19 protein-coding genes are annotated in these 22,217 nt (G+C 72.8%); 4 read left to right on the forward strand and 15 right to left on the reverse strand.

The annotated features are described in order from the left end of the window. Positions 1 to 373: 373 nt before the first annotated feature. The 5 genes from J5X07_RS11065 to ispF all read right to left on the reverse strand — a co-directional run bounded on the left by J5X07_RS11065 (position 374) and on the right by ispF (position 5,604). Positions 374 to 1,615 carry a hypothetical protein gene (locus tag J5X07_RS11065; RefSeq protein WP_124933859.1) on the reverse strand — a complete coding sequence of 414 codons (1,242 nt, stop codon included), beginning with the start codon at positions 1,613 to 1,615 and terminating at the stop codon, positions 374 to 376. A 179-nt stretch (positions 1,616 to 1,794) separates the two neighbouring features. After that, complete coding sequence (gene rlmB / locus J5X07_RS11070; RefSeq protein WP_208479847.1) at positions 1,795 to 2,799, reverse strand: 23S rRNA (guanosine(2251)-2'-O)-methyltransferase RlmB; 1,005 nt, start codon at positions 2,797 to 2,799, stop codon at positions 1,795 to 1,797. Positions 2,800 to 2,818: 19 nt separating this feature from the next. Next, positions 2,819 to 4,405 (reverse strand): cysteine--tRNA ligase, encoded by a 1,587-nt coding sequence (gene cysS, locus J5X07_RS11075; RefSeq protein ID WP_341769460.1) that lies wholly within the window; start codon positions 4,403 to 4,405, stop codon positions 2,819 to 2,821. 243 nt (positions 4,406 to 4,648) lie between these two features. Continuing rightward, a complete protein-coding gene (locus J5X07_RS11080; protein ID WP_179900654.1) occupies positions 4,649 to 5,056 on the reverse strand; it encodes a VOC family protein in 408 nt (135 codons plus the stop codon). Then, a complete protein-coding gene (gene ispF / locus J5X07_RS11085; RefSeq protein ID WP_124933863.1) occupies positions 5,053 to 5,604 on the reverse strand; it encodes a 2-C-methyl-D-erythritol 2,4-cyclodiphosphate synthase in 552 nt (183 codons plus the stop codon). Before ispF ends, J5X07_RS11080 begins: the two co-directional genes overlap by 4 nt. 210 nt (positions 5,605 to 5,814) lie before the next feature. On the opposite strand from ispF, the gene J5X07_RS11090 reads away from it, so the two are divergent. Beyond that, positions 5,815 to 6,279 carry a transcriptional accessory protein gene (locus J5X07_RS11090; RefSeq protein ID WP_208479849.1) on the forward strand — a complete coding sequence of 155 codons (465 nt, stop codon included), beginning with the start codon at positions 5,815 to 5,817 and terminating at the stop codon, positions 6,277 to 6,279. A gap of 66 nt (positions 6,280 to 6,345) precedes the next feature. Here J5X07_RS11090 and J5X07_RS11095 read toward each other — a convergent pair whose 3' ends face one another. After that, positions 6,346 to 7,023, reverse strand: coding sequence for a uracil-DNA glycosylase (locus J5X07_RS11095; protein ID WP_124933865.1), 678 nt, complete (start codon positions 7,021 to 7,023; stop codon positions 6,346 to 6,348). A gap of 526 nt (positions 7,024 to 7,549) precedes the next feature. Here J5X07_RS11095 and J5X07_RS11100 point away from each other — a divergent pair. Both J5X07_RS11100 and groL read left to right on the forward strand, forming a co-directional pair. After that, the gene (locus tag J5X07_RS11100; protein WP_341769461.1) at positions 7,550 to 8,170 is read left to right on the forward strand and encodes a LytR C-terminal domain-containing protein; all 621 of its coding nucleotides are present in this window, start codon (positions 7,550 to 7,552) and stop codon (positions 8,168 to 8,170) included. Between the two features lie 235 nt (positions 8,171 to 8,405). Then, positions 8,406 to 10,025, forward strand: coding sequence for a chaperonin GroEL (groL, locus tag J5X07_RS11105; protein ID WP_124933867.1), 1,620 nt, complete (start codon positions 8,406 to 8,408; stop codon positions 10,023 to 10,025). 121 nt (positions 10,026 to 10,146) lie between these two features. Here groL and J5X07_RS11110 read toward each other — a convergent pair whose 3' ends face one another. From J5X07_RS11110 to J5X07_RS11140, 7 genes are all read right to left on the reverse strand, one after another. Then, positions 10,147 to 10,446 carry a WXG100 family type VII secretion target gene (locus J5X07_RS11110; protein ID WP_124933868.1) on the reverse strand — a complete coding sequence of 100 codons (300 nt, stop codon included), beginning with the start codon at positions 10,444 to 10,446 and terminating at the stop codon, positions 10,147 to 10,149. 189 nt (positions 10,447 to 10,635) lie between these two features. Further along, on the reverse strand, positions 10,636 to 11,919 hold the full coding sequence (locus tag J5X07_RS11115; RefSeq protein WP_124933869.1) for a hypothetical protein: 1,284 nt from the start codon (positions 11,917 to 11,919) through the stop codon (positions 10,636 to 10,638). 172 nt (positions 11,920 to 12,091) lie between these two features. Further along, the gene (locus J5X07_RS11120; protein ID WP_243896772.1) at positions 12,092 to 13,738 is read right to left on the reverse strand and encodes a sensor histidine kinase; all 1,647 of its coding nucleotides are present in this window, start codon (positions 13,736 to 13,738) and stop codon (positions 12,092 to 12,094) included. Next, positions 13,738 to 14,475 (reverse strand): response regulator transcription factor, encoded by a 738-nt coding sequence (locus tag J5X07_RS11125; RefSeq protein WP_124933871.1) that lies wholly within the window; start codon positions 14,473 to 14,475, stop codon positions 13,738 to 13,740. The genes J5X07_RS11120 and J5X07_RS11125 overlap by 1 nt, the downstream gene beginning before the upstream one ends. 281 nt (positions 14,476 to 14,756) lie before the next feature. After that, on the reverse strand, positions 14,757 to 15,380 hold the full coding sequence (locus J5X07_RS11130) for an NYN domain-containing protein (protein WP_208479852.1): 624 nt from the start codon (positions 15,378 to 15,380) through the stop codon (positions 14,757 to 14,759). A gap of 295 nt (positions 15,381 to 15,675) precedes the next feature. Beyond that, on the reverse strand, positions 15,676 to 16,542 hold the full coding sequence (locus J5X07_RS11135) for a PspA/IM30 family protein (RefSeq protein ID WP_124933873.1): 867 nt from the start codon (positions 16,540 to 16,542) through the stop codon (positions 15,676 to 15,678). Between the two features lie 609 nt (positions 16,543 to 17,151). Next, the gene (locus J5X07_RS11140; protein ID WP_243896773.1) at positions 17,152 to 18,540 is read right to left on the reverse strand and encodes a hypothetical protein; all 1,389 of its coding nucleotides are present in this window, start codon (positions 18,538 to 18,540) and stop codon (positions 17,152 to 17,154) included. 251 nt (positions 18,541 to 18,791) lie between these two features. Between J5X07_RS11140 and J5X07_RS11145 the strand changes: the two genes are divergently transcribed. Continuing rightward, the gene (locus J5X07_RS11145; protein WP_243896774.1) at positions 18,792 to 19,706 is read left to right on the forward strand and encodes a type 1 glutamine amidotransferase; all 915 of its coding nucleotides are present in this window, start codon (positions 18,792 to 18,794) and stop codon (positions 19,704 to 19,706) included. 298 nt (positions 19,707 to 20,004) lie between these two features. Here J5X07_RS11145 and J5X07_RS11150 read toward each other — a convergent pair whose 3' ends face one another. Together J5X07_RS11150 and J5X07_RS11155 are read right to left on the reverse strand one after the other, a co-directional pair. After that, positions 20,005 to 20,187 (reverse strand): hypothetical protein, encoded by a 183-nt coding sequence (locus J5X07_RS11150; protein ID WP_124933875.1) that lies wholly within the window; start codon positions 20,185 to 20,187, stop codon positions 20,005 to 20,007. Positions 20,188 to 20,400: 213 nt separating this feature from the next. Then, positions 20,401 to 22,086, reverse strand: coding sequence for a DNA repair helicase XPB (locus J5X07_RS11155; RefSeq protein ID WP_208479854.1), 1,686 nt, complete (start codon positions 22,084 to 22,086; stop codon positions 20,401 to 20,403). Positions 22,087 to 22,217 lie beyond the last annotated feature (131 nt).

The raw sequence follows: 22,217 nt of genomic DNA on the forward strand, positions 1-22,217 counted from the left end.
CGCCGCTACCTATCCCAGACCTCACTCCAGCAACTAACCCACACCCTGACCCACACCACCCCCGACAACCACCCCCTGATGACCATCACCACCTAACACAAAGAACACCACACCAAGAGACTTGACCTCCGGTTGCACATCTTCAGCCCGCTCTGGGGTGGACGATGCGCGGGATTCTGCGGAAGAGGTGGGACTGATCAGTGGATCAGGGCTTGAAGATGTGCAGCGGCACCCTGGACGGGCCCCGGCGCCCCCGGAGAGGCGCCGGCTCCGTCGGCGGTGTCGCCGGCTCACCCGCATCCCGCTGGGCCATATGCGCGGGTATCGGCAGGCCAAACGCGGGTGACCCAGCAGGAGGCGACTGACCCTGCTCTCAGGCCCCCAGTTCCTCGGCCACCAGGGCCATCTCCTCATCGGCGCGGCGCCGCAGCTCGCGGTGACGGGTCCAGGAGGCCAGGGAGATCTCGGTGACGGCGTCGACCATGAGCAGGATCCCGGCAGCGGTCAGCCCCCCGGGCAGCGCCCCGGTGCTCCGGCGGCGGCGCACCGCCGCGCCCACCAGCGCTCCCCCCAGGCCCGCCTCCACCAGGGTCCCGGCGCGCACCGCCCAGGGCATGTCGGTGACGGTGCGCACATAGGACTGCCAGACCGATGAGCCGGGCGTGGAGGGATCGGACAGGAGAAGGCCCACGCTGCGCCCCACCGCATTGGACAGCCCCCGCGGCTCGTGGACGACGACGCCGGGCACCTCCACCGGGGCCAGGCGGCCGGTGAGCACGCCGAGCACCCACTCGGGCAGGCCCAGGGCGGTGATCATGGCGGCGAAGCCCTCGGCCCCGGGTCGGGCGATGGCCTCGGTCGCGGCCTCCAGATCGGCACCGGGAACCGCCTCGACGATGGCCGAGGCGTCGGTCAGATCAGAGAGGAACTCGTCTCCCAGGGCCCTGAGTGCCGGCCCCGGCTCGCCGACCCCGCCCCACACGTGCAGGGAGCTCATGCCCCAGGAGAAGACCGCATCGTCATCGGGGTCGCCCGTGGACACGGCCCGGATGGACAGGTCCTCGGCGTTGGAGGACAGCACCAGGGCGGGCAGGGACTCCTCGTCCCAGCCGAAGGTTCCCAGATCCGTCCCCTCCCCGGAGTACATGACGATGCGCCGCCCCAAGCCCGGCGCGGAGGCCACCGCCAGGGGCCGCTCCAGGAGGGTGGCCTGGAGCGGCACCATGTAGGCGCTCATGGGGGAGACCACCACGGTGCGGGCGCTGGCCGACCCGTGGGCGGTGACTGCGGGCAGCTCGGCGTCCTTGGGCAGGGCGTTGAACATGGCGGGGCCGATCGCCACATCGGCGCTGAACTGGCGGGCCAGGGACTCCACCAGTTCACTGACCCCGGGCCCGGCCACGGCGCCCCCGCGCGAGGGCGGGGTGACCGCCACCCGGCCCTCGACGTCGGTCATGAGGGTCAGGCTCAGCAGGTGGGCGGTGGTCGGGAACCACTCCAGGCGCACGACGACGCCGCGCTCGGCGAAGGCGGCCGCGACCTCCTCCGGCGTGGTGCCGGGGGCGATGAGCACGCCGTCGGTGCGGTTCCAGCGCTGGGAAGCGTCCTGGGCCATGGGGACCTCCTGTGTTCGGCTGGCGCCCATTGTGTCAGCAATGGGCGCCGGTGTCTGTGGGGACGGGGCGGGAAGGCATGGGGAGAGGTGCGGGCCGGGGCCCGGCGGGCTGCTCGCGGGGGCGCGGGGCCCGCCCCTCATGGGGCGGTCAAGGGGCGGGCGGGAGCGGGCCTGGGGGCTCAGGCCCGCTCGGTCCCCTCCTGGGCCCGGCGGCGTAGGCGGGCGACCTCGTAGAGGCTGATGCCCGTGGCCACCGCGGCATTGAGGGACTCCACCGTGGCGGCGATGGGCACGCTGGCCAGCATGTCGCAGGACTCCCGCACCAGGCGGGACAGCCCCGCCCCCTCCGCGCCGGTGACCAGCACCAGGGGCGCGTCGGCCACGGTGAGCCCCTCGATGGGCGTCTCGCCGCGCCCGTCGAGCCCCACGACGAAGCAGCCCTCCTTCTTCAGCCGGCCCAGGGTGCGCACGAGGTTGGTCTCGCGGGCCACGCGCACACGGGCGGCCGCACCGGCCGAGACCTTCCAGACGGTGGCGTTGACCCCCGCGCTGCGGCGCTCGGGGATGATGACGCCGTCGGCGCCGAAGGCCCCGGCGCTGCGCAGGATAGCGCCCAGGTTGTGGGGGTCGGTGACCTGGTCCAGGGCGATGAGCAGGGGGGTGCGGCCCTGGGCGCGGGCCCGCTCCAGCAGATCGATGGCCTCGGCGTAGTCGTAGGCGGGCACCTCGATGGCCACGCCCTGGTGGACGGCCCCCTGGGTGAGCGCCTCCAGGTCGAGCCTGGTGGCCTCCAGCACCGGGGCTCCCAGCAGGGCGGCGCGGCGCACGACGGCGCCCAGGCGCTCATCGGACTCCGCGGAGACGGCCATGAACACCCGTGAGATGGGGACCCCCGCGTAGGCGGCCTCGGCCACGGCGTTGCGCCCGCACAGGATCTCATGGTCCGCGCCGACCTCGTAGCGGCGCCGGATCCGCTCCAGCTGCTTGGCGTGGTTGGGCTGGGCGGCGCGGGCCTCCGCGCGGGCCTTGGCCCTGGCCTTGGGATGGCCCACCCGGTTCTCCGCCCGGGGCGTGGGCCCCTTGCCCTCCAGGCCGCGGCGGCGCTGCCCGCCCGAGCCCTTCGTGGCGCCCTTCTTGGAACCGGGCCGGCGCTTGGCCCCGGGGTACTGCTCGTTGCCGGGCATCCTCGTTCTCCTTCGTGTCTCAGGCCAGGTGCCAGCGCGCGCCGGTGGGGGAGTCCTGCACCACGACTCCCGCCTCGGCCAGCTTCTCGCGCAGGGCGTCGGCGCGGGCCCAGTCCTTGTCGGCGCGGGCCCGGGCGCGCTCGTCGAGGTCGTGCTGGATGAGACGGCCGAGGGTCTCCATGGCGGCGCTGCTCTGGGAGGAGCCGGCGCCGTCGAGCACCCGGGCGCGCCAGGGCCCGGCCAGCGGGTCCAGGCCCAGGACGTCGAGCTGGGCGCGCAGGTCCAGGGCCAGGTCGGTGATGGCCTCCCCACTGCTCCCGCCGGTTGCCGCGCGGGCCGCACCCTGGGGGGCAGGCGCCCCGGTGGCCGCGGGGCCGTCGGCCTCGGCGGCGGCCAGGGCCACATTGAGGGCCTTGAGGGTGGCGTGGACCACCGTCATCGCCCCGGCGAGGTTGAGGTCCTCGTCCATGGCGGCGGTGAACTCGGCCGGCAGCTCCCGTGCCCGCAGCTCCTCGGCGGGGACGTCGACGGGGCTGAGGGCCCCGCCCGCACCGCCCTGCGCGAGCTCGTGGGCGCGCAGGACGGTGCCGGACAGGCGCGCCCACAGGGCGGCGGCCTCGGCCAGGGCCTCCTCGGAGAACTCCACGGTGGAGCGGTGGTGGACGGTCCCCAGGGCCAGGCGCAGGACGACTCCCTCGTGGCGCTCCAGGAGGCTGGCCACCGTCAGGGAGTTGCCCAGGGACTTGCTCATCTTGGCGCCCTTGATCGTCACCCAGGCGTTGTGCACCCAGTGGCGGGCGAATCCCCACCCGGCCCCGTGGGACTGGGCCTGCTCGTTCTCGTGGTGGGGGAAGCGCAGGTCGATGCCCCCGCCGTGGATATCGAACTCCTCGCCCAGGTAGCGCCGGGACATCGCCGAGCACTCCAGGTGCCAGCCGGGCCGGCCCCGCCCCCAGGGGGCCTGCCAGGCGGCATCCTGGGGCTCGGTGGGCTTGGCGGTCTTCCACAGGGCGAAGTCCCGCGGATCGCGCTTGTCGGCCTCGACCTCGTCGTCCAGCTGGGACTCGTCCTCGGTGGTGGCCAGGTCCTCCACGCGCTGGTTGGTGAGGCTGCCGTAGTCGGGCAGGGAGGCCACGGAGAAGTAGACGTTGCCGGCCTCGCCGATGTAGGCGTGGCCCTCGTCCAGGAGGCGCTGGATGAGGTCGATCATCTCGGGGATGTGGCCGGTGGCGCGAGGCTCGTAGGTGGGGGCCTCCACGCCCAGGGCCCGGTAGGCGGCGTCGAATTCCCGCTCGTGGCGCTGGGCCCAGGCCCACCAGGGCACCGGGGGTGTGGCGGCCGCGGACTTGGCGAGGATCTTGTCGTCGATGTCGGTGACGTTGCGGATGAGCACGACGGACTGCCCCTGGCGCTCCAGCCAGCGGCGCAGCACGTCGAAGGCGATGGCCGAGCGCATGTGCCCGATATGAGGACTGCCCTGGACGGTGGCGCCGCACAGGTAGATGGACACGACCCCGGGCGTGACGGTGGGCGCCAGCGGCACCACGGCGCGCGCCGCGGAGTCGTAGAGGCGCAGGGAGGGCGCGGTCGGCTGGAGGTCTGTCACCCGACAAACATACTGCACATCTTCACGGGCCCCGCCTCCCGGGCGCGCCCCGGTCCGCCGCGGTATTCCGCCGATTCGCGCCTCAGGCCCAGCGGGCGGGCCGGGAGCCGCGCCGTGAAGATGTGCAGCCCGCTCCCCGTTGCACATCTTCAGTGGAGGGCCGGTGGCGCCGATGGCGCCATTCCGCGGAGCGTGGGGGCGGGGAGGCGCCGGGGGCGGCTGAAGATGTGCAGCTCAGGGGAGTCAGGGGAGGTGGGGGCTGTCAGCGGCGACCACCTCGACCTTGAAGCCCTGTGAGTCCTCCATGTACGCGGCGTAGTGGTCGGGGCCGCCGGCGAAGGGGTAGCGCTCGGCGTACAGCGGGCGCCAGCCGTGATCGGTGCACTGCTGCGCGAGACGGTCCACCGTCGGCTGATCGACGGCGCTCAGCGCCAGGTGGTTGAGTCCGGGACGGTGGCGGTCGTGCGGCTGGGCGGCGGTCAGCGGCGGGGTGGTCAGGACCAGGTAGGGGCCGGAGCCGGCCCGCCATAGGCTGCCCTCAGGCCAGTCCTGCGCCCGCCTCCACCCCAGTGCCTCCAGCAGCCAGCCCCACTGCTCACGAGCCAGGGGCAGGTCGCCCACCCACAGCTCCACGTGATGCATCGCGCTCATGCTGGTTCGGCATGGTCGGCGCGGTCCGCAGCCGGCCGGGGGATCACCAGGGCGGTGGCGATGGCGGCCAGGCCCTCCTGGCGGCCCAGGAACCCCAGGTGGTCGGTGGTGGTGGCGGTGAAGGAGACCGGTGCGCCGGCCGCCTGGGACAGGGCTTCCGCGGCCTCCTGGCTGCGCGGGCCCACCCGGGGGCGGGCCCCCACGAACTGGACGGCCACATTGCCGATCTCGAAGCCCGCGGCCCGCACGCGCCGAGCGCTCTCCGCCAGCAGCGTGGCGCCCGCGGCCCCCTTCCACTGCGGCTCGGAGGTCCCGAAGTTGCTCCCCAGGTCGCCCAGCCCCGCCGCCGAGAGCAGCGCATCGCAGCAGGCGTGGGCGACGACGTCGCCGTCGGAGTGGCCCTCCAGGGCCGGCTCCCCGGGCCACTCCAGGCAGGCCAGATGGAGAGGGGCGGTGGGGCCCGCGGGCGCGAAGGCGTGGACATCGGTGCCGATGCCGGTACGGGGGATGAGCACAGCAGGGGCCGGGGGCCGGGAGTCGATGGGCATGGCCCCAGTGTGCCGCAGCGGCCGCCGAGGGGCCGAGCCGGCCATGCTCATGACGGTGCCGATGGCGCGCCGATGAGCCGGCAGGAGCGGGCGGTGCAGGGACTCATGGCGGGGCGCTGGGGCGCGACCCGATCGTCCGGGAACTGTCAATGGGCAGGAATGCGCGTCGTTGCAGCGGAGGATTCCGCATCATGGGGGTACGGTCGGCCCATGATCATCTGGCGCGGCTGGGGCATCCTGGCGTTCCTTGTCACCATTCCCTTCGCCGCGGGTATGGCCGGGATCGGGGAGTCGATGGACCCCGGTGGGCCACTGGCGGCGGTTCTCCTCGGGCTCGGCTTCATGGCGGCGGGGGTGGTCAACTACTTCCTGGGCCGCTATCTCAACGTGACGCGCCCGCCGCAGCAGGCGGGGCGCTATCAGGACCGGCTGCGAGCCGAGCTGTGGCAGCGGGTCAACCACGGGGCCTTCCAGATGGCGCCCGGCGCGCCCGCCCCCGCCTCGCAGGAGGAGGCGGCCCAGCAGATCGAGCAGGTGGTCGCCCGGGAGGCCCAGGGCCTGGTGCGGGCGCACAGCAACGTCCACACCCTGTTCTTCATCCCCATCCAATGGTTCGGCCTCATCGAGGCCGTCGGGGGATTGGCCGTGGTCCTCATCAACGCCCTGAAGATCTGATCGCCTGAGGAACCGGGCGGTCACCCGCCCCGGCTGCGCTCGGAGGCGACCAGCCGGCGGGGCGCCTCAGGGCAGGCGCCAGTCCACGGGCGCGGCGCCCATCGACTGCAGGATCTCGTTGGCCCGGGAGAAGGGCCGCGATCCGAAGAAGCCCCGCGAGGCCGACAGCGGTGAGGGATGGGGCGAGGCGATGACCGGCGTGGAGCCCAGCATGGGGGTCAGTGACTGCGCGGGCCTGCCCCACAGGATCGCCACCAGCGGCCCCCCGCGCTCGACCAGGGCCTCGATGGCCCGCTGGGTGACCGCCTCCCAGCCCCAGCCCTTGTGGGATGCGGGCGCCCCGGGGCGCACGGTGAGGACCCGGTTGAGCAGCATCACCCCCTGCTCGCACCAGGGGGTCAGGTCGCCCGAGGTCGGCGGGGCCACGCCCAGGTCGCTGACCAGCTCGCGGAAGATGTTCTCCAGGCTCCGCGGGGGCCGGACCCCGGGTGCCACGGAGAAGCTCAGCCCCATCGGGTGGCCCGGCGTGGGGTAGGGGTCCTGGCCCACGATGAGCACCCGGACCTCCTGCATCGGATAGGTGAAGGCCCGCAGCACATCGGTGCCCGCGGGCAGGTACCCGGCCCCTGAGGCCACCTCCGCGCGCAGGCGCTCGCCTATCTGATGGATCGTGGGCTCCACGGGCGCCAGGGCCTGGGCCCAGGAGGGGTCGATGAGCTCGGCAAGAGGCTTGGCTGCGGTCATCCCATGAGACTAATGAGCCGGAAGCCGATGTGCCTAGCTGCATCTCCCTGGGGGCGGGTTGTGGACGGGGAGGGTGGTGGGGTGGGGCAGGTAGCGGGCCAGGGCGGCGGTGGGCTGCGATGCGATGGGGCGTCACTTCGCGACAGAGGCGTCACTTCGCGGAAAGAGCGACACCTGCAAGTACCGTCCACGTCGCGAAGTGACGCGCTTTCCGCGAAGCGACGCCCAACCTGCGGGCCCACAGCCTCTCCGCTCCCTGACCTCCCCGGCCCCTGACCTCCCCGGCCCAGGACCCCGACGTGGCCCGCCGGGTCTGGCCCGCCGAGGTCGTTGCCGAAGCCATTCATCCCAGGACCCCGGCCCGCACCCCGGACCACCCTGAACCAGGAAGGGGCGCCAGGACCCCGCCCGCCCCGGTCGCAGCCTTCAAGGGAGCACGCCCAGCGCCGGCCTGTGCTGGGAAGCGCCGCGGCGCCCGTGGTGAACAATCCCCGTGAAGCCATCGGGGGCCGGTATGTTTGGGAGCGTGAGCGACTACAACTACCCCGAGGACGAGTTCGACGTCAGCGAGGATGAGGGCCCGGTTCCCGTTGGTGTGCACCGGGCGCAGGTCCCGCGCTGGCGCAGCTGGCTGCCCCTGCTGGCGGTCATCATCATCGTGCCCGTCCTGGCCTGGGGTGCGGTGACTCTCCTCGATCGTCAGACCTCCTCGGACAGTGCGGACCCCGCGGTCTCCCAGCCCGCCGATGGCGGTGCCGGGGGCGGCTCTGGCGACGGCGCCGAGCCCGGCGGGCAGGCCAGCGTGCCCGCGGGCGGGCCCAGCGTCGGGGCCAGCCCCTCGGCCACCTCCGGGCAGGCGGACCTCACCCTGGGGGTCACGGTCCTCAACGGCACGGAGACCAGCGGCCTGGCCGGGCGCACCGGGGACAGGCTCACCAATGCCGGTTTCAGCGCGGTGCAGGTGCCCCAGGGCATCTACGGCGAGGCCGAGCCCGCCGCCTCCACGGTCCTCTACAGCCAGCCCGAGCAGAGGGCGACTGCCGAGGAGATCGCCGAGCAGCTGGGCATCAGCAATGTGGTCGAGGACCCCGACAGCGCCCAGTCCAGCCCGATCGTCGTCATCCTGCGCGAGGACTTCCAGGAGTAGGGCGGGCGCGGGGCCGGCGCTTCGCCGTCGGAGGATTCCACGCGCCACCAGCGGTGAGTGTCTTGCACTCAAGGGCGGAGAGTGCCAGCATTGCGGTTAGCACTCGGAGCCTTCGAGTGACAACAGACCTCGGCTGGGACGTGAGGACCGGTTCCGGGCGTGACGTGAACGCCAGGGCATCGATCCGTCCGTCGCGGGCACGGACCGGCCACCCACCACTCAGTGGAGGAGACTCATGTCCAAGATCATCGCCTTCGACGAGGAGGCCCGCCGCGGCATGGAGCGCGGCCTGAACACCCTCGCCGACACCGTCAAGGTCACCCTGGGCCCCAAGGGCCGCAACGTCGTTCTCGACAAGAAGTGGGGCGCCCCCACGATCACCAACGATGGCGTGACCATCGCCAAGGAGATCGAGCTGGAGGAGCCCTACGAGAAGATCGGCGCCGAGCTGGTCAAGGAGGTCGCCAAGAAGACCGACGACGTCGCCGGTGACGGCACCACCACCGCCACCGTCCTGGCCCAGGCCCTGGTCCGCGAGGGCCTGCGCAACGTGGCCGCCGGCGCCAACCCGATCGCCCTGCGCCGCGGCATCGACAAGGCCGTGGGCGCCATCGTCGAGCGCCTGCTCGCCGACGCCAAGGACGTGGAGACCAAGGACGAGATCGCGGCCACCGCCTCGATCTCGGCCGCCGACGAGCAGATCGGCGAGTTCATCGCCGAGGCCCTGGAGAAGGTCGGCCACGAGGGCGTCGTCACCGTCGAGGAGTCCAACACCTTCGGCCTCGAGCTCGAGGTCACCGAGGGCATGCGCTTCGACAAGGGCTTCATCTCGCCCTACTTCGTCACCGACCCCGACCGCCAGGAGGCCGTCCTGGAGGACGCCTACGTCCTGCTGGTGGAGTCCAAGATCTCCAACGTCAAGGATCTCCTGCCGCTGCTGGAGAAGGTCATGCAGGCCGGCAAGCCCCTGGCCATCATCGCCGAGGACGTCGAGGCCGAGGCCCTGGCGACCCTCGTGGTCAACCGCATCCGCGGCACCTTCAAGTCCGTGGCCGTCAAGGCCCCCGGCTTCGGCGACCGCCGCAAGGCGATGCTCCAGGACATGGCCATCCTCACCGGCGGCACGGTCATCTCCGAGACCGTGGGCCTGAAGCTGGAGAACGCCACCCTGGAGGACCTGGGCCAGGTCCGCAAGGTCGTCGTCACCAAGGACGACACCACCCTGGTCGAGGGCGCCGGCGACAAGGACGCCATCGAGGCCCGCACCGCCCAGATCCGCCTGGAGATCGAGAACTCCGACTCCGACTACGACCGCGAGAAGCTCTCCGAGCGCCTGGCCAAGCTCGCCGGCGGCGTCGCCGTCCTGAAGTCCGGCGCGGCCACGGAGGTCGAGCTCAAGGAGCGCAAGCACCGCATCGAGGACGCCGTGCGCAACGCCAAGGCCGCCGTGGAGGAGGGCATCGTCGCCGGTGGTGGCGTGGCCCTCATCCAGGCCTCCGAGGCCCTCGACGGGCTCACCCTCGAGGGTGACGAGGCCACCGGTGCCGCGATCGTCAAGGTCGCCGTGGAGGCCCCGCTCAAGCAGATCGCCGTCAACGCCGGCTACGAGGGCGGCGTCGTGGTCGACCGCGTGCGCAACCTGCCCACCGGTGAGGGCCTCAACGCCGCGACCGGCGAGTACGTCAACCTGCTGGCCGCCGGCATCGCCGACCCGGTCAAGGTCACCCGCTCCGCCCTGCAGAACGCCGGCTCCATCGCCGGGCTGTTCCTGACCACCGAGGCCGTCGTGGCCGACAAGCCCGAGCCCCCGGCCGCCCCGGCCGGTGGCGGCGACGAGATGGGCGGCATGTACTGATCCACTGATCAGGACCGCATCCCGGCCGGTATCGGCGTGGGCCGATAGGCGCCATGACGGCGGGCCGCTCCCCATTGCGGGGGCGGCCCGCCGTCGCGTGCTGCGGCGGGCCCAGGCCTTCTCAGGCCATGCCGGCGCCGAATCGCCCGGCATTGGCGGTCTCGGTGTCGTCGTAGGAGGTGGCCGCCTGGTCCAGGGCCAGGCTGATCTGATCGAGATTGGCCTGGACCTGGATCTGGGTGACCCGCCAGTCCGAGGCGCACACCCCCATGGAATCCGAGGCACTGCCGGTCCAGGAGGACTGCAGGGTGGTGATGTCGCTGTGCATGCCGTCCACCTCGGTCTGGATGGTGGCGATGCGGGTGCGGGCCCGGGCAGCGGTGTCGGCGACGGCAACGGTATCGACGGTGAAAGTGGCCATGGGTGAACCTCCCTGTGCGATGAGCGAGCGCCTCCGGCGCTGCGGTTCCCACCACGGTAGGCCCGGCCGGGAGCGGCCCGCACAACTCGGCGGCGGGCCTGTGGACAGCACCTGCAGGGGACCCGCCTGGGGAGCCCGGCTCAGCCCGTGATCCCGCAGCCCGGGCTTCTGCGCGGCCCGGTGGCGGGCTCAGAGCCGGTCGGCGCCGTCGTCGACGATCTCCTCGGTGATGGGGGCGATCTCCCCGGTGCGCGCCTCGCGGGCGATCTTGGCGGCCTCGGCCTTGAGCCGCAGCTTCTCGGCGAGCCGGGCGCTCTCCTCCTGGGCCAGGTCGTGCCGGCTGGCGCAGCGCTCCTGCCCGGGGCGGGGCGAGCCGAGGAGCTGCTCCAGGTCCTCGGCGCAGGACTCCATCGACGGGGCGTGGGACAGGGGCGCGGCGATGCCGCAGGCCTTGGCTGGGGGTGCCTCCGGGCCCTCCGCGGGGGCGGGAACGCCCCGGGCCGGGGTGCGGGGCGTGGAGGCGCTCGGTGCCGGCGCGGGCGGGATGCTGCTGGGTGAGACCGTCGAGGGCTTGGCCGCCGGCGCATCCGGTACTGGGGCGACGAGGTACTCCCCGGCCGCATCCGGGCTCCGCGGGGCGCGAGCTCGGCGCTCGGCGCCGTCGTCGGGCTCGTCAGTGAGGCTGGAGCTCAGGGCGGGCGTCACCGGGACGGCCTGCTCCTGGGGCCCGGGCTCCGCCGGAGAGCCGCTCTCGGTGCGGGCGCACTCGGCCGCCTCCTCGGGGCGCAGGGCCGCGAGCATGGCGGCGACGCGCCGCCCCTCGGCCTCCAGGTTCTCCCGTGCCAGCGGCTCCCAGCGCTGGCCCAGGGGGGAGTGGAAGAGCCTGTCGCGGCCCAGGAGCCGGGAGGTGATGGCCAGGCGGGCCCGCAGGTAGTCGGCCTGGGGGATATGGGCGTACTCCTCGCGCAGCAGCCGCAGGTACTCCTTGTAGGTCTGGGGGTCGACCGCCAGTGTTCCCAGATCGGCGTCGATGAGCGCCATGGCATCGATGTCATCCACCGACAGCGTGTGGCGCTTGAGGTTGACGATGAGGCAGCACACGCGCTCCACGGCCTTGTCGGGCACCCCCAGCTCGCGCAGGTCCTGGGCCGCGAAGGCGGCCGAGGCCGCCTCGTCCTCCCCGCCGTTGCGGCGATTGACCTGCTCGGCCTCCGCGGAGAACATGCAGCCGTGGTACCAGGTGGCCACCCGCATGATGTCCGGGTTGTGGGACTCATCGGCCAGCTCATCGACGCGTGCGAGCATGTCGATGAGGTGCCGCAGGTTGTGGAACCGACGGTCGGGTGTGGACCACAGCGATACCAGGTGCTCCCCGGCCGCGCGGATCTGCTCGGCGGGTGCCGTGGTGCCCAATGCCCTCACGGAGCGTGAGAAGGCGGGCAGTAGCCACTGCGGCGCGTCGATGACGCCCATCTGTCGGCCTCCGGGATCGGATTCGGTGGTGCTGCGTGCGTGCCATCGTAGGACTCCCGGGAGTGGAAGTCGAAGAAACGGCCGTGTCTGTCGGGCCACGTGGGCCTCTGAGCGGTGGGGAGGACTCCCCATGGTCCCGTCATGGCGCCTGGATGGGACCCGGCGCTCCGCCTCAGGCGCCCTGCGCTGCGGCCGGTGCCTCCTCCTGCTCGGGAAGCGGCAGCTCGATGTGCACCGTCGCGCCGCCCCCGGGGGTCTGGAGCATCTGCACCGTCCCCCGGTGGCGCTCGATGATGCCCATGACGATGGCCAGGCCCAGGCCCGAGCCGCCGGTCTCCCGGTTGCGCGAGGAGTCGGCGCGGTAGAAGCGCTGGAAGACCTTCTCGGCCTCCTCGGGGGGCACTCCGCCGCCGTGATCGCGCACCTCGACGACGGCCATGCCCGGGCTCCCCTGGGCGCCGTCCCCGGGGACGGCCCGGCCCTGCGGCAGTGCCGGGCCCGGCCGGGCTCCCACCGCGATCTGCACCGGCGTGCCCGCCGGGGTGTGGCGCACGACATTGCCCAGCAGATTGGTCAGGACCTGGGAGAGGCGGTCCCGATCGCCCACGACCTCGACGACGGGGGCCTCGGCCTCGGGATCGTCATCATCCAGGGGGATGAGGGAGCAGTCCCGATCGGGGGCCAGGACCGTCATGTCGCTCAGGGCCCCCGCGGCCAGCTCGGTGAGGCTGACCCGCTCCATCTCCATCTCGCGGCCCTCGTCCATGCGCGCGAGCTGGAGGAGATCATCGACGAGGCGGCCCATGCGGTTGGACTCGGTCTCGATGCGCGTCATGACCTCGCTGACGCGGTCGCCGGGCACCCCGCCCATGCGGTAGAGCTCGCCGTAGCCGCGGATGGCCGCCAGGGGGGTGCGCAGCTCGTGCGAGGCGTCGGAGACGAAGCGGGTCATGCGCTCCTGGGCCACGACCTGGACGGAGAAGGCGTGCTCGTTCTGGGAGAGCATGGTGTTGAGCGCCCGCTGCAAGGAGCCCACCTCCGTGGTGGGCGGCTCGGTGACCAGGATGCGGGCGGAGAGGTCCCCGCGGGCGATGCGCCCGGCCACGCTCTCGATCTGGCGCAGGGAGCGGAAGGAGCGGTGCACCAGGTAGGTGGCGATGATGGCCCCCAGGAGGACGATGACCAGATCGGCCAGGGCCACCACCAGGCGGGTGCGCTCCACCGTCTCGGTGATATTGGCCAGTGGCAGGGCGATGGCGGCCACGCCCACGTACTCGCCGGTGGTCTCGTCCTGGAGGAGCATGATGATGGCGCGCCACTGGCGGGTGGGCTGATCGGAGTCCACCGAGACGAGGCGGGGGTTGCCCGAGTTGGCCACGGCGGTGGGGAAGTCCAGCTCGTCGTCCAGCTGGGGGATGCCGTACTCGGTGGCGGTGTCGGGATGGATCCAGGTGCCGTCGTCGTCCCCGGAGACGTAGTTGGCCTGCACGTAGTAGGTGGAGGGCAGGATGCCGCTGAAATCCGAGCCGTTCTTGATCCGCTCCACGCCCTGCTCGCCGAAGGCCACGGCCGTGGTCTTGAGCTGCTCGTCGATCTGGTTGTACAGGTGGCTCTGGAGCAGCGAGGTCACGACGAAGGAGACGATGAGCAGGCCCACGGTGAGCAGGGCAGTGGTCATGAGGGCCAGGCGGCTGCGCAGCGGCAGCGCCTGCCAGGGCCGCTGGATGGAGATGATCGGATGCCAGCGGCCCCGCTTGGTCGGTCGGTACTGCTTGCCCTTGGGGACCCTGGCGCGTGCGCTGCTGCGCGCAGGGGCCATCATTCGGCCTTGGGCTCACGCAGCATGTAGCCCACGCCTCGCCGGGTCTGGATGAGGGGCGCCACGGGCCGGCCGTCACGGCCGTCGATCTGGTCGATCTTCCTGCGCAGGTAGGAGATGTAGGACTCGACGATGGCGGCGTCGCCGTTCCAGTCGTACTCCCAGACGTGGTCGAGGATCTGGGCCTTGGAGACGACGCGGCCGGCGTTGAGCATGAGGTAGCGCAGGAGCTTGAACTCGGTGGGGGAGAGCTCGACCTCCACGCCCGCGCGGTGGACCTCGTGGGCGTCCTCGTCCAGCACCAGGTCGGATACGCGCACGACGCCGTCGTCCTCGTTCTCAATGGCGTGGGTGCGGCGCAGGATGGCGCGGATGCGGGCGATGACCTCCTCCAGGCCGAAGGGCTTGGTGACGTAGTCGTCCCCGCCGACGGTCAGGCCCTGGACCTTGTCGGCCATGTCGTCGCGGGCGGTCAGGAAGAGGATGGGGGTGGAGACGTCGCGCTCGCGCAGGCGCCTGGCCACGGTGAAGCCGTCCATGTCGGGAAGCATGACGTCCAGGACGATGAGATCGGGGGAGGTCTTCTCGGTGCTCTTCAGGGCGCCGTTGCCGTCACCTGCGGTGGAGACCTCGAATCCTGCGAAGCGCAGGGAGGAGGCCAGCAGGTCGCGGATGTTGGGTTCGTCATCCACGACGAGCAGGTGAGCTTCGGTGCGGGGTTGCTGGGAACGCTCCATGAAACCACCATGCAACCCTTACCTGGAGGTTGACTGGGTGGCTTCTGAGGAAAAAGCGAGGCTGCTCGGAGCGGCGTCCGGTCGGGGGCGGGGTCTTCCCGGCTCCACCGCTGCACTTCCCCTGGTCGCGGTCCTTCGCCCAGTGGCCGGAGGAATACCGGGGCGCTGGCGGTGCGATGCGGCTCCGGTGGGGAGCGTCCGCTCGCGCCGCGGCCCCCGGTGCGCCCGCCGGAGCGGCCCGCGGCGCAGGCGCCGGGTGGGCGCGTGCGCCGCGGCCGGGCTCAGAGGAAGGCCAGCGGGTCGAAGTCCGCCAGCGGGATGATGCGCACGCGCGGCAGGGGGCTGGTGAAGGCGCGCACGTCGAGCTCCAGGTCGTGGATGGTCAGGCCCCGGGACTCCAGGGCGGTCAGATGGGCGTTGAGGAACTCGCGGAAGCACAGGATCCCCACCTGCGCCCCTGCGTCCAGGAGCCGCTCGACCTGGGGCACGTAGTCCCCGTCGTGGCTGCCCAGGAGGATCTGGGCCTGCTCGCCCGACTCCACCTTCTGCGCCAGGGCCTCCAAGGTCCGCTGGATACCGATATCGACGACCTTCTCCTCGGCGGAGCCCGAGCCGGCCAGGGGCACGGGCCGGTAGTCCATGGCCAGCAGCGCCTGGATGAAGCCCATGGGCATGTGGCCCGAGGTGGCGTTGAGGAAGAACAGGGCCCGCGCATTCCTCCCGCTCTGGCCCGCCATCGGACCGGGGGTCGGCTTCGCGGTCATACCAGCGATCTCATCGCAGTAGGACAGGACGCGATCCCAGCGGGGTCGCTCCTCGGGCTCGGGGCGACGGCCCAGGACGCTCATGCCCAGGGTGGCGTCGATGTTCTCGCCGTCGACGAGAAGGTAGGTCGGTATGTTCATGGCCTCATGCTAGCCGTCGCGCAGGAATCGAGCCGAGGCCGCTGGGTGGGCGCAGGCGTGTCGAACCGCCGCTGACCTGCGGGTTGACGTGATGTCGGGGTTGCGGCAGCGTTCCTCCTTCTGTGAACATCCTGCAAGTCCGGTGAAGGCGGGCTCGGACTTGCCGGAAAGGCATGTCCCGTGCGGGAGGCGCCGTCGGCAGGACTGCGGATCCGGCCGGGAGGGTGCCGATGCGCGCTGCCGGGCCCGGCACTGGACCGGGCCCGGCAGCGGGGCGATCAGGACAGCGGGGCGATCAGTAGGAGGAGTGGTCATCCTCCTGCGGCCAGCCCTGGGGCTGGGCCTGGCCACTGGCCCGGTCCTGGGCCTTGAGGGCGTCGAAGGCGGCGTTGACATCGCCGTCGGTGATCTGCGCGGGGGCCGGGGGAGCGGGCTGGAGGGCGGGGTCGGAGCCCGCCTTGAGGGCGGCCAGGCGCGCCTCGGCCTCCAACTGGGCGCTGGAGGACTCCAGCTCGGCGAACTGCGACTCCAGGGAGGAGCCCGCCAGCTCCATCTGCCCGGCGGCCTGCGCCTCGACCCGGCGCACCTGGTCCTCGTAGCGGGCCAGCTCGGAGGTGGGGTCCATGACGTTGATCGAGCGGATGGCGCCCTGGACCTTGACCTGGGCCTCGGCGGTCTTCTGCCGGGCGATGAGCTGGTCGCGCCTGGACTGCAGCTCGCCGAGCTTGACCTCCATCTGCTGCAGGCCGGTCTTGAGCTGGTCGACCACCTGGCGCTGGGAGGCGATCATGGGCTCGGCGGCCTTGGCCTCGTTCTCCGCGGTGATCTGCTTGGTCAGGGCGATCTTGGCCAGGGAGTCCCACTTGTCGGCGCCCGCGCCATCGCCGGCGGCGCGCATCTGGTCGGCCTTGCGGGAGGCCGCCAGCGCCTTGTTGCCCCAGTCGCGGGCCGTGGCCACGTCCTCGTCGTGGTCCTTCTCGGCCAGGCGCAGGTTGCCGATGGTCTGGGCCACGGCGTCGCGGGCCTCGGCGATGGAGGCGGTGTAGTCGCGCACGAGCTGGTTGAGCATCTTCTCCGGGTCCTCGGCGCGGTCCAGGAGGGCGTTGATGTTGGCGCGGGTGAGCTGGGCGATGCGGCCCAGGATCGACTGCTTCTCAGCCATGGGGTCCCTTTCGTTGTGCCCGGCCGCCGGCGGCGGCTCACGGATCTGGTCGGTGCTCAGTGCTCCGGGGCCATGCTCCCAGAATCGCGGCGCGGTTTCCTGCCCGTGGGTTCCTCCGGGGGCGGACGTGCGGGCCGCCGTCGTCGATGGTGCTGAGGCATCGATGGCCGCGCCGCCCCCAGCCGGCAGGGGCGATCGGTGGGCCTGCCCGGGGATCGCGTGCCAGGGGTGCGGGACCGACGGGCCCCATAGTGCTGGCCGGGGGAGGTGGTGGGGGCTGTGAGGGTGGTGGGGCCTGGCCGGTGGTGGTGCTCTGGGAGGGGCGCGGGGCGCACGCCCTGCGTCACTTCGCGGAAGGAGCGTCACTTCGCGACTCGGGCGACACCTACGAGGTGCGTCGATTCCGCGAAGTGGCGCCTTTGTCGCGAAGTGACGCCCACATCGTCCCACCACCGCCGGCGTCGGCCCACTGCCCCGGTCACTGCTGCGCCAGGCCCGCCTCAGCCGGCCCGGCCCAACCAGGACCGCGATCCAGCCGCGTGGACCCGGGCCATGGGCGGCACCGGCCCTCATTGACCGCCCTGGTCGCAGCCTCCCGGGGAGGTGCGGCTAGTCGAAGAGGTCGCCGAGGTTGTCGGCGATCCCTCCCAGGAGGCCCGGTCCGCCTCCCCAGCCCCCGTAGCCGCGGCCGCTGTTGGCCATGCCGCCCAGGATGAGGCCGCCCAGCACCAGGGAGCCGACGTCGACGCCGCCGGGCCCCCGCTGGGAGCCGCCCCCGATCCAGGAGTCCGAGCCGCGCACATCGGCCTCCGCGATGGCCTGGGCCTGGGCCACGAGCGGCTCGCCGGCGGCGACCTCTGCCAGGGCGGCCGAGGTGTCGGTGCGCTGCAGGGAGGTGGCGGCCGCCGCATGCCGGGAGGCCTCGCTCAGGGCGGTGCGCGCCGAGGAGCCCACGGCGCCGCGGTGGGTGGTGATGTAGCTGGTGACCGCCTCGACCTGGGAGTTCAGGCGTGCCAGGCGCGAGCCCAGGGAGGCGCGCGCCCGTGATTCGTTCTCCTCGCGCTGGCGGGCGGGCGCCAGGGCCGCATCGATGGCGGCCTCGGCCCGGGCCAGGTGGTCCAGTGCCGCCAGCGGATCACCGCCGGGGGTGGGGCCGCTGGCGGCCCGCCCCTGGGCGACGGCGGCCTCGGCGTCGGCCACGAGCGGGTCCAGGGAGGCCGCGGGCACGGCATCGGCCAGGCGCTCGGCGTCGACCAGGTCCGAGGAGATGGAGGCGATGGCGGCCTCCAGGTCGGCGGCGGCCCGCTGGAGGCGCTCGCGGGCGCTGGTGACCTGGGCGGCCAGGGTGCCGGCCTGGGCGATGGAGCCCTGGGCGATGCGCACCTGCTCCACGGCGGTGGCGCTCTGGTCGGCCTGGGCGCTGGCGCGCGCCTGGTCCAGGGCGGTGCGCCCGGCGGCCAGCAGGCGCCGGGCCTGCTCGGGTGCCTGGCTGACGCTGGTCAGGGAGGAGTCGGGGTAGGCGGCGTGCAGGGTGACCAGGAGTGTGTCGGCCATGACGATGGCCTGCTCGGTCTCATCTGCCCGCTGCGCGGTCTCGGCGATGGAGGTGGGCAGGGTGGCCTCGATGCCGCGCCGCCGGCTGAAGGCCTCCTCCTGGGCCCGGATCTCCATGACCGCGGCCTCGCAGCGCTGCTCGATCTCGGTGAGCATCTGGTGCTGCTGGGCGGGGGTCTCGGGGATGTCGTCATCCAGGAGCTTGCGCAGCTCGAAGGAGCGGGCGAGATGGGCGCGGGCGCGGTCCAGCGCCTCGCGGAAGGGGTCGGTGGCCGACAGGCCGAACTGGGCCTGGGCGTAGGACAGCTCCTCGTCGGCGGCGCGCACGGAGTTGTCGGCCTGGACCAGGGCGTTGCCCGCGCGGGTGCGCAGCTGCTCGATCGGGGAGGGCGCGGGGGCGCTGGGCGCCTGGCGGTCCCTGCCCATCCAACGAGAGAAGATCATGGGGTCCTTCCTCCTCCTGCGGGGCTCGCCGTGGCGGGAGCCTCCTGGGGCCATCGTCGCTGCTGGGCATGGCGCGGGCAAGCCGGTTCGCCCAAGGCGCGCGCCGCCCTCCCCGGCTCCCCTCACCTTCGACAATTTGCATGAGATCGGCCTTTTCCGGCGCTGGAGAAGTACGATCTCATGCAAATTGTCGAAAAGAAGGGTGGGCTGTCCGGCTTGCGCCCGCACCCGGTGCCACCACAATGGGGCCGATGAATGAGAAGCGCGCAACCGGCAGGCCACTGATCACCGTCATCGAGCCCGAGGCCGGGGCGCCCCTGGGGCGCCTGCGGCAGTGGCTCTTCGCCGAGGGCGCCGTCCTGCGCACGGTGCGCCCCTGGCAAGGGGACGCCATTCCCGCCCTGGAGGGCATCGGGGAGGGCCTCATCGTGCTGGGCGGGGCCATGAGCGCCCATGACGATGCCGACCACCCCTGGCTGGCCGACCTGCGTGCCCTCCTGCGCCGGGCGGCCCAGGCGCGAGTCCCCGCCATCGCCATCTGCCTGGGCGCCCAGGTGGCCGCCGAGGCTCTGGGCGGCGCCACCGCGGTGCCCTCCCCGCACGGGGCGGAGGGCGGCGTCGTCGACCTGGAGCTCACCCCGGCGGCACTGGAGGACCCGCTCACCGCGGAGACCGTCGCCGAGGCCGTGCGGGCCGCCGTGCGCTCCGGCATCCCCACCCGGGGCGGCACCCGCATCCCCGCCATCGTCTCCCACGACGACGTCGTCACCCGCCTCCCCGACGGCGCCGTCCTCCTGGCCTCCTCCCGCAGGGCCCCCATCCAGGCCTGGCGGCTGGGCACGCTCCTCGCCCTCCAGCACCACCCCGAGTCCACGCCCGAGCGCGTGGCCTACTGGCGCGCCCGCAGCGCACTGCGCCGCAAGGGCACGCCCGGGGCCGAGGCCATCGAGCACATCGAGTACTCCGACATGCCCGCCCACGCCCGTGAGGCGGGAGAGCGGGCCCGCCGGGCGGCCCTGGGGGCCGATCCCGTCATCCAGGCCTTCGGCCGCTGCCTGGCGCGCACCTTCGCCCGCCAGGCCAGGGCCTACAGCGCGACCCGGGATGGGGAGTCCGCCCCGGGGAGTTCGGGCCATGGCCCCTCAGGGCGGGACCGGGCAGTCTAGAGGCATCTGGGGTGGCGGGGCCGCACATGGAACCGCCGCTGGGGAGCGGGTCGTTTGCGCAGGCCAGACGCGATCCATGGCCTGATCCGCACCCACTGTGCCAGGCTCCGCCGCCCCAGGTCCCCGCCCCGCCCCTCTCCTGCCGAGACCGGTTGCGGCGACTGCCCCCACTCGCGGCCACCGCCGCCCCCAGGCACTGTGACGCCCGGCCCGGCCGGGCCTGAGGCCCGGCGCCTGTGGGGGGGCGCACCGCGGGCCCGCACCCAGCCACTGGGTGCGGGCCCGCGATGATGCGATGTCAGAAGCCCGTCTCGACGGCGGCCCCTGAGGTCGAGGGCATCTCTGTCTGTGTCGTCGCCTCCTGGGCCACCGACAGGCTGCTGGAGACCAGCCACGCCAGCGCGCAGGACAGCACGAGCGTGACCAGGCCGAGCAGCCACAGTCCCGCGGTGGCCCACCGGTGCAGTCGGGTTGCGTGCAAGGAGCTCTCCTTCGCTCAGGAGGACTGACCACGGCCGTCTCCTCAAGGGCCGCGATGACTCCGATACTCCCGCAGCGGGCGCGCCCTGTCACTCCTCCTCGGGGAGGAGCCCGTGGCCCCCGCGCTGCTTCCGGCCTCCCCTCCGCGGCCCTGAGCCGCCCTGGGCGGGACCTGGGCCGGCCCCGCAGCGCCCTGCCGGTTCTCCCCGCGTCCTCAGGCCGCCCCCGGGGCGCCGGTGATCTCGGAGGCGTCGATGATCTCGTAGGCGTAGCCCTGCTCGGCCAGGAAGCGCTGGCGGTGCGCCGCGAAATCCTGATCCACCGTGTCGCGCGAGACCACCGTGTAGAAGTGGGCCTGGCGCCCGTCGGCCTTGGGGCGCACGATCCGCCCCAGGCGCTGGGCCTCCTCCTGGCGGGACCCGAAGGAGCCCGAGACCTGCACCGCCACCGAGGCCCCCGGAAGGTCGATGGAGAAGTTGGCGACCTTGGAGACCACCAGCACCGGGACCCGCCCCTGACGGAAGGCGTCATAGAGGCGCGTGCGCTCGCGCACCGTCGTCGAGCCGGTGATGACCGGGGCGCCCAGGCGCTCGGCCAGCTCCTCGAGCTGGTCCACATAGCTGCCGATCACCAGGGCCGATTCGCCCGGGTGGCGCGCCAGCAGCGCCTGAACCACCGCCGGCTTGCCCGCGGCGCAGGCGGCCAGGCGGTAACGGTCCTCCGGCTCGGCCGTCGCATACGACATCCGCTCCCCGGCATCCAGGGTCAGGCGCACCTCCGTGCACAGCGCCGGGGCGATCCACCCCTGGTTCTCCAGGTCCTTCCAGGGGGCGTCGTAGCGCTTGGGGCCGATGAGGCTGAAGACCTCCTCCTCGCGCCCGTCCTCGCGCACCAGGGTGGCGGTCAGCCCCAGGCGGCGGCGCGCCTGGAGCTCCGCCGTCATCCGGAAGACCGGCGCGGGCAGCAGGTGCACCTCGTCGTAGATGATGAGGCCCCAGTCGTGGGCGTCCAGCAGGTCCAGGTGCGGATAGGCGCCCTTCCGCCTGGTGGTGAGGATCTGGTAGGTCGCGATCGTCACCGGGCGCACCTCCTTGCGGGCCCCGGAGTACTCGCCGATCTCATCGTCGGTCAGCGTGGTGAAGCGCATGAGCTCGTCCTTCCACTGCCGCGCCGAGACCGCATTGGTCACCAGGATGAGCGTCGTCGTCGCCGAGCGGGCCATCGAGGCCGCCCCCACCAGGGTCTTGCCCGCCCCGCAGGGAAGCACCACCACGCCGGAGCCCCCCGACCAGAAGGACTCCACCGCCTCCTCCTGGTAGGCCCGCAGCTCGAAGGTCTGCGGGGAGTCGCGCAGCTCGATGGGATGGGCCTCGCCATCGACATAGCCCGCCAGGTCCTCCGCGGGCCAGCCCAGCCTGATGAGCACCTGCTTGAGGTGCCCCCGCTCCGAGGGGTGGACCACGACGTCGTCGGGCCCGATCCGCTCGCCCAGCAGCCCCGTGGTCCGCTTGGAGCGCAGCACCTCCTCCAGCACGGCGGCATCGGTGGAGTGCAGGACCAGGCCGTGCGCCGGGTCGGTGAGCAGCTGGAGGCGCCCGTAGCGGCCCATGGTCTCGGCCACCTCGGTCAGCAGCGAGTGCGGCACCGGGAAGCGCGAGTGGGTCAGGAGCACATGCACCACCCGCTCGGCGTCCAGGCCGGCCGCGCGCGCATTCCACAGCGCCAGGGGCGTGATCCGGTAGGTGTGGATGTGCTCGGGCGCCCTCTCCAGCTCGGCGAAGGGCGCGAGCTCGCGGCGCGCCCGGGCGGCGTCGGGGTGGGCGACATCCAGCAGGATGGTCCGGTCGGACTGGACGATGAGCGGGCCGTCAGGACTCTGGGAAGCGGCAGCCGGGGACATGCGCGGCAGTATTCCAGAGTATTCCAGAGTGTTCCGGAGTGCTGCGGACCGTGGCGGGCCCGGGAGGCCGCCGCCCGCCCATGCGCGTCCTCAGCGGGGCCGGTGGCCGGGTATCGGCGGAAGGCCGGGAT

This window comes from Actinomyces bowdenii, assembly GCF_017592395.1.
GTDB classification, from domain to species: Bacteria; Actinomycetota; Actinomycetes; order Actinomycetales; family Actinomycetaceae; genus Actinomyces; species Actinomyces bowdenii.